15 protein-coding genes are annotated in these 14,067 nt (G+C 52.6%); 1 reads left to right on the forward strand and 14 read right to left on the reverse strand.

The genetic code is table 11. From position 1 onward, the window contains the following. Positions 1 to 22: 22 nt before the first annotated feature. From J2125_RS05315 to J2125_RS05380, 14 genes are all read right to left on the reverse strand, one after another. Positions 23 to 604: a peroxiredoxin gene (locus J2125_RS05315; RefSeq protein ID WP_017803207.1), complete on the reverse strand. Its 582-nt coding sequence runs from the start codon at positions 602 to 604 to the stop codon at positions 23 to 25. 113 nt (positions 605 to 717) lie between these two features. Continuing rightward, a complete protein-coding gene (locus tag J2125_RS05320) occupies positions 718 to 1,410 on the reverse strand; it encodes an amino acid ABC transporter permease (protein WP_017803206.1) in 693 nt (230 codons plus the stop codon). 18 nt (positions 1,411 to 1,428) lie between these two features. Beyond that, positions 1,429 to 2,121, reverse strand: a complete 693-nt coding sequence (locus J2125_RS05325) for an amino acid ABC transporter permease (RefSeq protein ID WP_017803205.1) — start codon at positions 2,119 to 2,121, stop codon at positions 1,429 to 1,431. An 86-nt stretch (positions 2,122 to 2,207) separates the two neighbouring features. Then, positions 2,208 to 3,026: a transporter substrate-binding domain-containing protein gene (locus J2125_RS05330; protein ID WP_017803204.1), complete on the reverse strand. Its 819-nt coding sequence runs from the start codon at positions 3,024 to 3,026 to the stop codon at positions 2,208 to 2,210. A 20-nt stretch (positions 3,027 to 3,046) separates the two neighbouring features. Then, positions 3,047 to 3,784: an amino acid ABC transporter ATP-binding protein gene (locus J2125_RS05335; RefSeq protein WP_209499472.1), complete on the reverse strand. Its 738-nt coding sequence runs from the start codon at positions 3,782 to 3,784 to the stop codon at positions 3,047 to 3,049. A 57-nt stretch (positions 3,785 to 3,841) separates the two neighbouring features. Beyond that, positions 3,842 to 4,405 carry a peroxidase-related enzyme gene (locus J2125_RS05340; protein WP_017803202.1) on the reverse strand — a complete coding sequence of 188 codons (564 nt, stop codon included), beginning with the start codon at positions 4,403 to 4,405 and terminating at the stop codon, positions 3,842 to 3,844. Next, a complete protein-coding gene (locus J2125_RS05345) occupies positions 4,402 to 4,884 on the reverse strand; it encodes a carboxymuconolactone decarboxylase family protein (protein ID WP_026111996.1) in 483 nt (160 codons plus the stop codon). The genes J2125_RS05340 and J2125_RS05345 overlap by 4 nt, the downstream gene beginning before the upstream one ends. Beyond that, complete coding sequence (locus J2125_RS05350) at positions 4,881 to 6,326, reverse strand: NAD(P)-binding domain-containing protein (RefSeq protein WP_017803200.1); 1,446 nt, start codon at positions 6,324 to 6,326, stop codon at positions 4,881 to 4,883. The genes J2125_RS05345 and J2125_RS05350 overlap by 4 nt, the downstream gene beginning before the upstream one ends. 355 nt (positions 6,327 to 6,681) lie before the next feature. Further along, positions 6,682 to 7,752, reverse strand: a complete 1,071-nt coding sequence (locus tag J2125_RS05355) for an ABC transporter ATP-binding protein (RefSeq protein ID WP_017803199.1) — start codon at positions 7,750 to 7,752, stop codon at positions 6,682 to 6,684. After that, on the reverse strand, positions 7,745 to 9,514 hold the full coding sequence (locus J2125_RS05360; protein WP_017803198.1) for an ABC transporter permease: 1,770 nt from the start codon (positions 9,512 to 9,514) through the stop codon (positions 7,745 to 7,747). The genes J2125_RS05355 and J2125_RS05360 overlap by 8 nt, the downstream gene beginning before the upstream one ends. Positions 9,515 to 9,601: 87 nt before the next feature. Next, entirely contained in the window at positions 9,602 to 10,678 is a 1,077-nt protein-coding gene (locus tag J2125_RS05365; protein ID WP_420864408.1) for an ABC transporter substrate-binding protein, read from the reverse strand. A 475-nt stretch (positions 10,679 to 11,153) separates the two neighbouring features. Beyond that, on the reverse strand, positions 11,154 to 11,813 hold the full coding sequence (locus tag J2125_RS05370; protein ID WP_017803196.1) for a DUF2625 domain-containing protein: 660 nt from the start codon (positions 11,811 to 11,813) through the stop codon (positions 11,154 to 11,156). Between the two features lie 185 nt (positions 11,814 to 11,998). Continuing rightward, complete coding sequence (gene satP / locus J2125_RS05375; RefSeq protein WP_017803195.1) at positions 11,999 to 12,565, reverse strand: acetate uptake transporter; 567 nt, start codon at positions 12,563 to 12,565, stop codon at positions 11,999 to 12,001. A 267-nt stretch (positions 12,566 to 12,832) separates the two neighbouring features. Beyond that, positions 12,833 to 13,057 (reverse strand): DUF943 family protein, encoded by a 225-nt coding sequence (locus tag J2125_RS05380; protein ID WP_017803194.1) that lies wholly within the window; start codon positions 13,055 to 13,057, stop codon positions 12,833 to 12,835. A 165-nt stretch (positions 13,058 to 13,222) separates the two neighbouring features. Between J2125_RS05380 and J2125_RS05385 the strand changes: the two genes are divergently transcribed. Then, entirely contained in the window at positions 13,223 to 13,849 is a 627-nt protein-coding gene (locus tag J2125_RS05385) for an SMI1/KNR4 family protein (RefSeq protein WP_017803193.1), read from the forward strand. Positions 13,850 to 14,067 lie beyond the last annotated feature (218 nt).

Raw genomic sequence — 14,067 nt, forward strand, 5'->3', positions numbered from 1 at the left:
TTGGCCCCGGGATGATAAAGGATTAATTGGCAGCCGCGGTTTGCGGATGAGATTCACTGTAGTGCTTCACCGCGTCGAGGGTTTTCTGGATATGCGCATCGGGGTTGCGGTCGGTATAGCTCAACAGGATATTGCCATCCGGGGCGATAACATATGAGGTGCGGTCCGAGAGGGTTTTACCTTTCATCTGCATAAGCGTGTTGTACTCAGCAGCGACTTTCGCGCCCGGATCTGCTGCAACGGCAAATTTATCGCGGCATTCCAGTTTCGAGAATTCGTCGACCTGATCGGTATTGCCAGCGGTTACACCGACCACCGTCGCGCCCATTTTGTTAAAGCTGTCACTGGCTTCAGCAAACGCATGGGCTTCGATAGTGCAACCGGCGCTAAAGGCTGCGGGGAAGAAATAGAGCACCACCGGTCCTTTCTGCAACGCCTTCTGCAGGGAGAAAGTCAGCGGCTTGCCGCCCAGCGCGCCCTGCAACTCAAAATTGGGCGCTTTCGCCCCGGCGGGCAGCGCGGCTTCGCCAGGCAGCGCGACGAAAGAAAGGCCGATGGCCGTTGCGATACTCAGACTGCAAACAAGATTTTTTATGCGGTTCATCTTCTGCTCCTGCGACTGTTAACAGGTCCGGATTTGGACTCTCAATAACAGTTCGCTGTGTCGGTGCAAAAAGTTTCGCCGCAGGAAAAAAATTAACTAATCAGCCGATCTCATCAGGTGCGCACCCGCAGCGCCGCCTCAATTTTATCGGCGACTTTTGTCACTACCCAGGCAATGACCATATAGAACACGACGGCAATCGCAAAGGCTTCGAGATAGTAAAAATTCAGCGCGGCGGTTAACTGCGCCTGGGCAAAAATATCGACAACTTCAATGGCGAAGGCCAGTGAAAGCGCCTTCATAATCACCATAAACGCATTCGCCAGATCAGGGATCGCCGCGACAATAATCTGCGGAAACATCACCCGGCGAAACAGCTGAGCGTTGGTGTAGCCTAACGAGTGCGCCGCATCCGACTGGCCGCTGTCAAAAGAATTCAGCGCACCTTTAACCACCTCGGCCTGAAACGCGGCCACACAGGCGGTCAGCGCCACAACGATAATCACCCAGTTCGGCATTGAGTGGGCGTTAACCTCTACCCCCAGCAGTGAAGCGACAAAATGCAGCGCCGGTGGAATACCGTAATAGGCGAGGAAGATCACCACCACCATCGGCACGCCTTTAAAGGCTACTTTATAGGTCACAACCAGCTGGCGCAGCACTGGCAGTCGTTTGTGTTCAACCCACGCAAACAGACCGCCGATCAGTGTGGAAAAGATAAAGATGGTGACCGCCATCGCCAGCGTCACCGGCACGGCGTCCATAATGCTCCAGAAATCTGGTAACAAAACGTCGATATCAAACATAAATGATTACTCTCTCTGTCAGAGGTTCGCCGTGAACTTAATCTTCGCCGATGCGGTTTTCGAACTGTACTTTGCATGGCGCAGTTCAAAGAAACGCACAATCAGCCACGCAACCAGGCACAGCAACGAATAGAGCACCGCCAGCACCAGATAGGTGCCAAACTGATACTGGTTATAGTCACGTTCCATAATCAGATGCGCGGTGGCCATCACATCGGCGGCGCCGATATACATCACCAGCGCGACATTGTGGATCAGGTAAATAACCGCGTTGCCGTAGCCCGGCAGGCCGATATGTAACGCCTGCGGACCGACGATACGGCGGATCTTCTGGCGGAAGCTGTAGCCCAGACTGTCTGCCGCATCATGCTGACCGCGTTCAACTGCAAGGAATGCAGGCCGCATCACCTCTGACAGATAGCCACCATGGTAAAGACTCAGCCCGACCATTGAAGCGACGGTCGCCGAGAAAAAGTCGTCCACGCCAAACAGACTGCCGACCAGCGGCAGCCCGTAAAACGCGACAAAGAGCTGGAGCACCACCGGCACGCTGCGGGCGTAGGATACATAGAGATCGGCCAGCTGGCTGATAACCGGCACCCTGCGCACGCGGAAGGTTGTCGCTACCAGCGCCAGGCAGAAACCGGCGATAAGGGCGACAAACATAATCGCGAGCGTCAGCGGCAAAGCCGAAAGTAACTCGGGGATCATGGTAGATAAATCCACTGTAAAACACTCCTGATGGCAATTTCAGCTTTGACCGTTGACCACAAAACGCTGGGTTTCCGGTGAATCAGTTACTTCATATACTTGACGACTTCTTCGCCAAACCACTTCTGTGAAAGTTTGTCCAGCGTACCGTCTTCTTTCAGCTGTTTGAGCGCCTTATCGATATCGTCACTCAGCACCTTGTTTTCATCTGACTTGTGGATCAGAGCGTAGGTGTTATTGATCGCCACCGGCTCACTGGCTTTAATTTTCAGCTTCTGATTATCGATAACCGTCTGCTCACCGAGGTTTGATGGCAGGATCAGCGCGTCATATTTGCCGTTCTGCACTTCCTTCAGACGATCCGGGTAAGGAATACCGGCGCTGGAGGCTTTAATATCGACTTCTGCATCAGGGTTATCTTGCTGCCACTGCTTCACAAATTTGTATACGCCACCGCCTGCGGTAACCGGCACAATTTTCTTGCCGACCAGATCCTTCATACCATTGATATTGCTATCGTCACGGCTATAGATTTTCATCAGGCTGGCGCCCATCGGGCTGTCCGGGATCAGGAACTGTTTGCTGCGTGCCGGCGCTTTATAGTAGCCACCAGTCGCCATATCGTATTTGCCGGTGACAAGGCCGGTCTCCTGCGCAATATCCGCAGCGCCTTCCATAACAAACTTGTACTGCGGCAGCTTAGCGTTGATGGCTTTCAGCACATCTGGCTCATAGCCTTGCGGCTCAACGCCGATAGCCCCCCATGACAGTGGCTTGGATTCCGCCGCAGTGGCGATCTTGATGGTGCGTACCGATTCAGCATGGCTTAACGCGGAGATCGACAGCGCGAGGGTCATACCACCCAGCACCGCCAGGCGACGTAATGTTGATTTGATTGCAGGCATATCGTTGATTCCTTTTATTATCAGAGTACTGTTTCAGAATTAAGGAACTGCGCAAGACGTGGAAGAGTGGGATTATCGAAAATCTCCGCCGGGCTGCCCTCTGCAGCGACAACGCCCTGATCCATAAACACGATGCGATTGGATACGCTCTTCGCAAACTGCATCTCGTGAGTCACCAGCAGCGAAGTAATACCTGAAGAGGTGACATCTTTAATCACCTTCAGCACTTCCCCTACCAGTTCCGGATCCAGCGATGAGGTTGGCTCATCGAACAGAATCACATCCGGTCGCACCGCCAGCGCACGTGCGATACCGGTGCGTTGCAACTGACCGCCGGAAAGCTGCGACGGATAGTGGCCCTGCTTTGCCGCGAGGCCAACACGTTCTAGTTCTTCCATGGCGATAGCGCGCGCCTCCTCTCTGGATTTGCGCTGCACCACCACCAGGGGATCCATCACGTTCTCAAGCACTGTCATATTCTTGAACACGTTAAATTGCTGGAACACCATCGCGGTGCGCAAACGGATCGCCTGGATATCAGCTTTATTTGCTGACCGATAATCCATGCGAATCTGATCGAAAGTAATCATTCCTGATGCTGGCTTAGCCAGATAATTAATGCAGCGCAGCAGCGTGGTTTTACCGGTGCCGCTCGGGCCGATAATTGACACTACATCACCACGCTTCACTGAAAGGTTGACGCCTTTCAGGATCGGTGTGCTGCCGTACGACAGTTTTAAATCTTTTAATTCAAGCATTTATTTGTGCCCTTTAATGAGAGTCTTTATTTAACGCTTGTTGCAGGTGAAATTTCATTACGCGATTTCAGCGTGGCCAAGCACGTGCATCAGGCGATTTGCCCAGCCAAAAATAGCGATGGCGTGGATCAGATCGATAATCTCGTGGTCATCCATGCCGACAGCGCGCAACGCAGCGATATCCTCCGGCGTCGCCTCGGCAGGCGCCGCCGACAGGTTACGGGCAAAACGGTAAATGGCCGCATCACGCGCACCGAGGGTTTCAGCTTTATCGAAATAGAGTGCGCTGACTACTTCATCGCTTTTCGTCAGCTGAGCATGGCGGCGGGCATGCACTACCGCGCAATATTTGCAGCCATTGACGATCGAGGCGCCCAGCGCGCCCAGTTCGCGATCGGGGCGCGCCAGCCCGCCCTCAACATACATAATGGCGTTAAACAATAGGGTACGCGCCACATAGCTGTCAGGATCATGCGCCAGCGTACGTACATATTCTGAAATCTTCTTACTGGATGGCGTCACCTTCATCGCTTCAAGCTGTTCAGGCGTGGCGTCGGCAAGCTCTACCGGCGCGATATAAGGGTGCCAGGAGAGTGGCTTCAGGCTGACCAGCGGAATCATAATGACCTCATCAGGCGTAAACCGGCCGCAACCCGCGTCTGGAAGTTGACGAAGGCAATCAGTTCGGAAAGCGCGACGATTTGTGGATTGTTCAGCCCGGCCTGCTCCAGCAGCCGGATATCGTCGGCGACGGCCTTCACCGGCGTCAGCGTCACCAGATCGACATGACGAGCGATGGCCGCCAGCGGTTGCTCCAGATCGGTCGCGCCTGCGGCCAGCGCCAGCTGCGATTCAGTGGCGGCAAATCCGGCCAGCTGCGCATCAAAGGCGGCAATTAAATCCTGATCGGCATTGAGCGCGGCCATGCGGCGCGCCAGCGCAGCCCGTAACACCGGCGTCAGCCCCTGATCATTTGCGGGTTGCAGTACCGAAAGGCGGCAAAGCTCCGCCCCCTCAACGAATTCTGGTCGAAAACGTCGGGCGCTGAACAGTACGTCGTCCGGGGAAAGACCGGCGGCCTTGTCTATTGCGTCGATCACAACGCGTTCTCCTGTTTAATAAAGGGGGTCGAATCCAGCCACTCATCACCCTGAAGTTCCGGGTTGTTATAAGCGACCAGGCTGGCGAAGTGAGTTTTAACATCTTCGGCAAACAATGATGCGGCAATGCCGCGTACCAGACGATCGGCGCCAGCACTGACGGCCGGAATATCACCGGAGACCTTGCCATGGGTCAGCATCGCAGCATCGTTAAAGCAGTGGATATGCGCCAGCATCGGGCAGCTGCCGGAGACACGCTCACGGAATTCGAAGGCCGGCCCCAGATCTGGCGCTTCCGAAAGACCTGCGCGCGGCGCGCCCATCTCTGGCGTGTAGCGACCATCCGCCCAGTTACGAATATGCGGCGCAATGGCGCTAAACTCCGGACGACCGCTAAAGTCATTGGAAAAACCGGTCGCAGCAATCAGGAAATCGTAGCGCATCGCTCCCTGGGTGGTTTCAATCAGCAATCCATCGGCATCCTGCTTCACCGCCACAATGCCGCAATCGAGAAAGAAGCGGGCATTCGGATGACGCGACACCCGCAGCGTTGAGGAACGCGGTGGCGGTGTCTGGGTCGAAGCGGTGTAATCGACGAATTTCCATTTCCATGCATCCGGTAACTGGTGCATGCCGTGAACCACACCCTGGCTGCCGATACCGGTCATCTTATTAATACGCGGCATCTCTTTGCGGCGGATCAGCAGATCAACCGCCCCTGCCCCCGCCTCAAGCGCGGTTGCAGCGTTATCCATTGAGGAAGCGCCCGCGCCGATCACCGCCACACGTTTACCCTGCAGCTGCGCGAAATTAATATCGTCGGCAGAATGCGCCCAATAAGCACGATCGATACCCTGAAGAAAATCGGGAACGGCAAAACCACCCAGACCGGAGCGCCCGGTTGCCAGCACCAGCCGACGGGTAAGCACCCGGCCAGTTTCAGCGCCTGCAATATCGATGGCAATCAGATCGCCGACCTGGGTAATCCCCGTCATACGCACATTATTGCGCACCGGCAGATTAAGCACCTTGCGATACCAGACGAGGTAATCCATCCACTGATCTTTAGGAATTTTGTCCAGCGCCTGCCAGGCCTCAGCGCCCCACTGCGCGGTAAACCAGGCGCGGAAAGTCAGCTGCGGCAGGCCCAGCGCCGGGCCATGCAGGGTTTTCGGTGAACGCAGCGTCTCCATGCGCGCAAAGGTGACCCACGGCCCTTCACGACCGGCTGGCGACGCATCATAAGCGACAATATTGGTTATCCCGGTCAGAATCAGCTTTGCCGTAGCCGCCAGCCCGCACATGCCGCCGCCAATCACCACCACGTCACGAACCGGCACGCCATCGTGCAGCTGTTCAGGCACCCAGGGTTTAGCGGGCAGTTCAAGCAGCTCGAGATCCTGCTGAAGTTGCGCTTCCAGCGCGGAAAGAGCTGTCGACATGATTTGGTTCCTTAACGTTTGCCCGATTCCGGGCGTGTCACAGGTTGTTTGATTAAGGCGCACGGGAGCAAAAGAGGCCCGGTAGTTGTGCGTTTTTATTATCGCCTTAATGCATAATTAGTTATTCAGTATCTGTTTACTGCATAGTAAAAGACATGGCCCGGAATACTCTCTCCTCCGCACAGAGGTGTCAATAATAACGCCTGATTTTTAACCAATGGTTTTCTTATATCTTATGCATAAATTCATATATAGGATATTTTACAGGCCAATTAACAAAAAACCCTCTGTAAAAACAGAGGGTTATTTTGGATGTCGGGGTCAAGATGAAATCGCTGTTTTGACTGCTACGTCTTCACTGTTTGGGGAAAATCCACAAATCACTGGCGGGCAACGTAATATGACAATGTTGTGCGTTACGTATCTCTTTGCCATATACACGGATAGAAAAATCATCTCCTTCGGTGCGGAACAGATATTCCCAACGGTCGCCAAGATACATACTGGTCAGGAGCGGAAGCTCAAGCGAGTTTTCCGCAGGCGATTCGCTAAAATGCAGGCGTTCAACGCGAATTACGGCCGTAGCGTGCTGGCCGACGCTTACCCCTGCGCCAGCGCGCCCCCATAGCGCCCACTTCGCGCCTTCAATACGCGCCTTTCCTTCCGCCACCTCGGTAATTTTGCCATGCAAGCGGTTGTTACTGCCCATAAACTCGGCGGCGAACAGTGTTGACGGCGTGCCATACATTTCCTGTGGTGTCCCCTGCTGTTCTATCACGCCATTATTCAGCAGCAGGATGCGATCAGAAATCGCCATCGCTTCATTCTGATCATGCGTCACCATCAGTGCTGACAATCCCAGTTTAACAATCAGCTCACGCAGGAAGACTCTGGCCTCTTCACGCAGCTTGGCATCCAGATTAGATAAGGGTTCATCAAGCAGAATAACCGGTGGGTTATAGACCAGCGCACGTCCAATCGCCACGCGTTGCTGCTGCCCGCCAGAAAGCTGATGTGGGTGGCGCTTGCCCAGATGCCCGAGGCCAAGCTGGTCGAGCACGCTCTGTACCCGCTGGTTGATTTCAGCTGCAGCCACTTTACGCAATTTAAGTGGCCAGGCGACATTTTCAAACACCGTTTTGTGCGGCCATAACGCATACGACTGAAACACCAGCCCCAGATTTCGCTCTTCCGCCGGGATCTCACTGCGGGGGTTGCCATCATAGACAATATTGCTGCCGATGGTAATTCTCCCCTGGGTCGGTTTTTCCAGCCCGGCGACCGCACGCAATAAGGTGGTTTTTCCGCTTCCCGAAGGCCCAAGCAGCGATACTACTTCCCCCTTATTCAGCTGCATTGAAACGCCTTTCAGCACCGGGTTGTCGCCATAGGTCAGATGCAGGTTTTCTACCGATAGTTCAATCATGTAATTTCACTCCAAAGCGCAGAGCCACACCAAGGCCAATGACCACCAGCAGGATATTAATAAAGGAGAGCGCCGCCACGATATCAATGGCGCCAGCCGCCCACAGGGAAACCAGCATGGAACCAATGGTTTCCGTGCCGGAGGAGAGCAGATAAACCCCGGTGGAATACTCACGCTCAAAAATCAGGAACATCAACAGCCAGGAGCCAATCAAACCGTAACGCGAGAGCGGGACGGTGATATGGCGAGTTACCTGTCCGCGCGTGGCGCCGGTACTTCTCGCCGCTTCTTCCAGCTCCGGCCCCACCTGCAACAGCGTTGAGGATATCAGGCGCAAGCCATAAGCCATCCACACCACGGTGTAGGCCAGCCAGACGCTGAAAATGGTACTTCGCAACGAGCGCAGCCAGACGATCAGATGTTCACGCAGCCATTCCGCCACCGGCAGTAGCGAAAGCCAGCCATTTTTCAGCGACTGATCCAGCCACATCGGCAGAAACAGGAACACCCACAGAAATGCCAGCCCGGCCAGCAGCCCGGGCACCGCACGTGGAACCAGCACGCTGTAATCAAGGAATCGCGTGACGTTATCCTGCTTACGGTGCATGGCGATGCCGACAAACAGATAGCACAGCACGGCCAGCGCACCGCCAAACACCCCGATGGCCATAGAGTTAACGATGGCGCGCAGCAGATTCGGTTGCTGCCAGATATTGCGGAAGGTATCCAGTGACAGTTCATCCCACACTGAGACGCCGACACCCCAGTTGGAAATAAAGGCGCGCAGCACCACGCCCAGCAATGGCACGCCAATGGTGACGGTAAGCCAGGCCATTACTACCGCACCGGCCACCCAGCGCCATTTGCCAAGCGGCAGCGCCCGCGCCTGAGAGGCTTTGCCTTTCATCGTGACAAAGCGGTTAGCGGTGCGCATCAGCCGGCGTTGCAGCATCACCAGTGGGATAGTGATACAGATCAGCACCACCGCCACCGCCGCCATCAGATGGTAAGAGGGAGTGCCCAGCTTGTTGGTGAGTTTATACAGGTAAGTGGCAAGCACCATATTGCCTTCCGGATCGCCCAGCACCAGCATCAGGCCGAACACTTCCAGTCCGAGGAAAAACAGCAGCACACAGGCGTAGAGAATCGATGGGCGTACCATCGGCAAGCTGACAGCAGTCATTATCTGTAGCGGCGAAGCGCCCACCGTTCTGGCGGCCTCTTCCACATCGGAGCCGACGCTGCGTAACGCCGAAGAGATATAGAGATAGGCATGCGGTACATGCGTCAGACCCGCGATCACCACAATGCTGAACATCGAATAGATGTTCCACGGCACAAAACCAAGCAGTTGCTCTGCCCAGCGGGAGAAAAAGCCTACCGGGCCAACGGCCACCACATAGCCAAAGCCCAGCACCATCGGGGAAACAAATATCGGCACCAGAATCAGGGGTTCAATAATTCTGCGACCGGGTAAATCGGTGCGCACCATTAAAAAAGCGAGGATCCCGCCCAGAGGAATCGCGATGATCACCAGCCCAAATGCCAGAATAAATCCTGATTCCAGTGCATGCCAGAAATCGGGGTCGGTAAAAATAAACGCAAAAGACTCGAGACTGAATTCTTTTCTACGGGCAAAAAAAGGCGCAGAGAGAAAACTCTGCACGATGATAAACAGTAGCGGTATATAAATAACCAGTGCCGTTATCAATACCACTACGCCACGCGGCAACCCCTGCCACTTTCTGCGCAAGCTATTCATATGCCATCCCTTTGGTCAGATGCTTAATGCCAACCAGTTGGGTGATAAAGAGGGTTGCGCGTCATAAACACGCAACCGAAGCAGAGTTTATTTGGCCGCGGCTGCGCGCCATTGCTTAATAAACTCCAGGCGTTTTTTCGGCTCGAGATATTCCAGCAGCGACTCATCAACCGGAATCGGTTTCAACGCATTGCCGAGAATTTTGGTGATGCCGTCAATATCATTTTTGCCTTCGATATCATTCCGCAGGGAGGGAATATCGGACTGGTTGGCAAGAATGCTCTGCCCTTTTTCCGACAATACATAGTCAAGCCATAGTTTCGCGGCATTGCTGTTCTCAGCCTGATCGCTGATAAATGACACACGCGACAGCACCAGCACATAATCTTTCGGATAAGAGATGCCCAGCGATGCATCGCCTTTCGCCCGCGCTTCAGCATAGGATCCGAGGATATTATACCCAATCAGGTTTTCCCCGGAGGAGACGCGTTCCATCATCGTACCGGTCGATGACTGTACCGTCAGGCCGCCTTTTGCCACCTCGCCAAGGGTTTTGAAATAGTCCGCATCGGCCTTACGATCCTGCACAGCGAGCATAAAGCCAAGCCCGGATTTTTCAATATCATAAGTGGTGACTTTATTTTTAAATTTGTCGGTCTGACTGGCGATCAATTTTGCCAGTGCGCTATGTGAATCCGGTACATCGCCCTGGGGAATCAGACGTTTATTATAAATAAATACCACCGGCTCGTAGGTTGTGCCATACGCCTTTTGCTGCCATACCGCCCATTTCGGCAATTTATCCAGCTCCGGCGAAGCATACTCCGCGGCATAATCTGTCGCCAGTTTAAGGCCAGTATCCATTGAAGAACTCCAGACCACATCACCACTGGCGCCGCCTGAAGCCTGTTCGCTGATATAACGGTTATACAGTTCGGTACTGTTCATATCGTTATATTCAACTTTAATTCCCGGGTACAGTGATTCAAAACCTTTGATTAGAGGGCCAGCGGCTTTAGTGTCTGTGGTTGAGTAGATGACAACTTTGCCCTCCTTCACGCCGGCATCAACCACTTTCTGATAATCAGCAGGATAGCCCTGCGGAACCGCCGCCAGAATGGAACCGGAAAATATCGTCGCCAGTGAAGCAGCTATAGCACCCATTTTTTTATTCATAAGCTCAGCCCCTAACCATCGTGTTTAAACATAAAATTAACATATAGCGCGTTGCGCGCACGATGCAACGCGGTTACTTGTTTTTTTTGACTTTTGTGACGGTTATGCGTTTTAAATAAGATGAATTAAAGCCTGAGACACAGCATCCAGCGTTTAAAAACACCATATAAGTGGCTTTGCCAAATAATAATTCCGCAGTGAAATTATGCCATTTTATGATGGTAAATTCACTGCGAGGCTAAAAAAAATAACATTAAGCAGAATGCTTTACTACAATAACCACGAAATAAACCCCACTTGCAAATTAATAACACACCATTTATTACTGAGTGAGAAAAAATGCACTTACATCTTTTATTTAAAACTTAACAAGATATATCACCCCACGTTTTTCAATAGTTAATCTGACATAATCTATTTCCTGACATGGCCTGTAAACATAATAGACAGACCGCGCATGGCGTTATATTAATTGCTGTTTTAATTCCTGCGTAAGACGCCAGTGTTGCTCAATCGGCACGATGGAGCGGGAACGTTCTTCCACGGATAAATGTGGCTCGGTCCATAAAAAGGGGAAAAAAGCGTAAACCTCGTCACCCGCTGGCGGCAATGGCTCTTCACCCCAGCCATTCCAGCGAACGGTTTGGTAAAACAGCGCCAGGTCACCGCATAATGCCCATTGCAGAAAGGCCGAATAACCCACCTCAAGGCTCTCCCATTCGAGAGAATCCGGGGCAAAGTAATAAACACAGCCGATATCCTCACCAAGCCCGCCACCGTTAACAGCAAAAAAACCACCCGAGGCATCGTCAGCAATCAACAGCGCCTGCAACGACTGGCATTCAGCCTTCGACTGCGTCCACGCAGCGGGGCTGCGTGTCAGGCGGGAATGCCCTGAACCAAGAATCCGCAGCCAGCCGTTGTCGATCAGGATCCCACCCGTTTCGAATACCACAGCCCCCATCGGCGAGCGTGTCGTTACCTGAAGCTGATGTAATGCCCGCCGGGCGAGATCCGCATCACGCGGCAGAACCTCATAGTCATTGGTCGCATTGCTTAACCACTCCTGCACCATCAGCCAGGCTGGTTCCTGCTGGTCGATTAATTCAGATAACTCCCGCACCGCTTTCCCCCTATCGTTTAACCACACCTTTGCACTTTATAGCTGCATGGTCTCATTTTTTCGTCCGTTATCTCATGTAAAGTTTCGATGCGATAAGTAATCAGAGAAAACTATTCTCATACGATAATTTACGGGACGTTGCGGGAGAGAGACTTGCCTGCGCGCGCAGGCAAGCAAGGAAGCAATTAGTGTTCTTCACCCACCGGCAGAACTGTGCGAGCAAACTGTTCGTTCAGCACTTCACCCATTGCCAGGTAAATAGCGCTGGCGCCGCAGACAATACCAATCCAGCCTGCCGTGTGAATGATGCGCTGGCTATCCACCAGATGACCCATCGCCAGCAGGGCGAACAGCAGGCTCAGGCTGAGGAAAACAAATTGCAGCGCGCGGTTGCCTGCCAGGGTGCCGAAGAACATAAACAGGGTAAATACGCCCCACAGCCCCAGATAAACGCCGAGGAAGTGCGCGTTTGCCGCATCTGTCAGCCCCATCTTCGGCATCAGCAGAATCGCCACCAGCGTCAGCCAGAAACAACCGTAAGAGGTAAAGGCGGTTAAACCGAAGGTATTGCCGTTTTTATATTCCAGCAGGCCCGCAAAGATTTGTGCGATACCGCCATAGAAAATCCCCATTGCCAGGATAATGCTATCCATCGGGAAAAAACCGATGTTGTGCAGATTCAGTAAAATTGTCGTCATGCCAAAACCCATCAGACCCAGCGGAGCCGGGTTAGCTAATTTAGTGCTGCCCATAAGTCCTCAAAATCATTATTGATATGCTGAAATGGTTAAACCCACGCCGACGCTCTCAGGCCGGGCGCGAAATCATAATCAGAACTATCAACAACGACTTTGATCCAGACAGGGTGAAATTTGAAATTTTTATGCTTTCTCATTGACGGGTGCAGTCAGACGCTGGTCTGCTGCCCACTGGCAGGATTATCAACAGAGAATACATCCTGATGGCACTGCATCGTGTCGCTCTTTTCCCGATCGCGCCAGGTCTCTGGAACCCTGTGCTTACCAGTTTTTATTCTGCTGGATTTTTAGTATTTTATTATTATCCAAAACATAAGCATCACCATCTATACCAATGGTAAATTTTGTTTTCCCATCCACTCCCTTTCTAATCGTCAGAAGAAGATTTTTCCTGATGCAATTTCTATTTGTTTTCATAGCATTAAAGCAGTATAAATCATTTTTATAACTTTCTTCATCATCAATTTTCTGATGCAATATTTGCACTGAAATTCAGTCATAAATGTTTCCATTAACGGCGGCAGGGTAGAATTATTGCCAGACGAAAACATCATTGCTAATAGTTTGTATTTGCCATACAAATCTACGGCGCAGATCTGCCAGCGAAGTTTGATAACCTGTTCAATTTAACCTTTGAGGCCAAAGCCAGATATGAATTCATACACCAACAAACCTGTGCCTGACAGCGACATCCCGCCATTGGTCTGGCCAGAATTTACCGATGATAAAGCACGTCTGGAGTGGTGGCATGCCTGTGTCGTAACCTGGCTGGCACAATGGGAAAAACCTGCGCCCCTCACTCCGGTCAGCCCCAAAGCGTTGGAAGCACTCGAACAGCGTCTGGGTTGTGCCATTCCCCCGTTACTTCGCACCTATCACGAGCAAATTGGCACTCTGAACCTGGCCGAAACGCTGTGTGGCGTGACGCCTGAGAAATATGCCAACATCGAACCGCTACGCGATGCCTGGCCCGGCATTACTGACATTCTGGAAGATGCCTCCGACGCCGAGCCACAGTGGGCGCTGGTCAACCAATTGATCGTCTTCGGCGACTATCTGGGTAACGGCAATATGTGGTGCTTTCACCGGGAAACGGGCGAGGTCTGGTACTTCGATCACGACTGCTCGCCTATGCTCACGCAAATATTCACCGACGTGGGCCAGTACCTCGACGTACTGATGTTTAAGTGCCTGCTCGAAGCCCATGGCGAGGAGGAAAATGAAGACCTGCTGCGCGAGCGGCTGGGCGATGCCGTAGTGGAAAAATGGATGTATTGAGCTGGCGGAAGATCTGCTGAAAGATCCTCGCGCCGCTTCCAAAATTGATATCAGGATAGACTGCGCTGAAAAGGGAAACTTTGGTGACCATAAGATGGGATATGGGAGCTTAGAATCGATTACGGACCGGGATATCGGGTACACTACGCAATGGACGGTAATAAAATTATTCTACTGCTAGCCGATGGCGACAATTTAGCCAAAAAAGTGATTTAGAT

This window comes from Winslowiella toletana (genome assembly GCF_017875465.1).
In the GTDB taxonomy this organism is placed as follows: Bacteria; Pseudomonadota; Gammaproteobacteria; order Enterobacterales; family Enterobacteriaceae; genus Erwinia; species Erwinia toletana.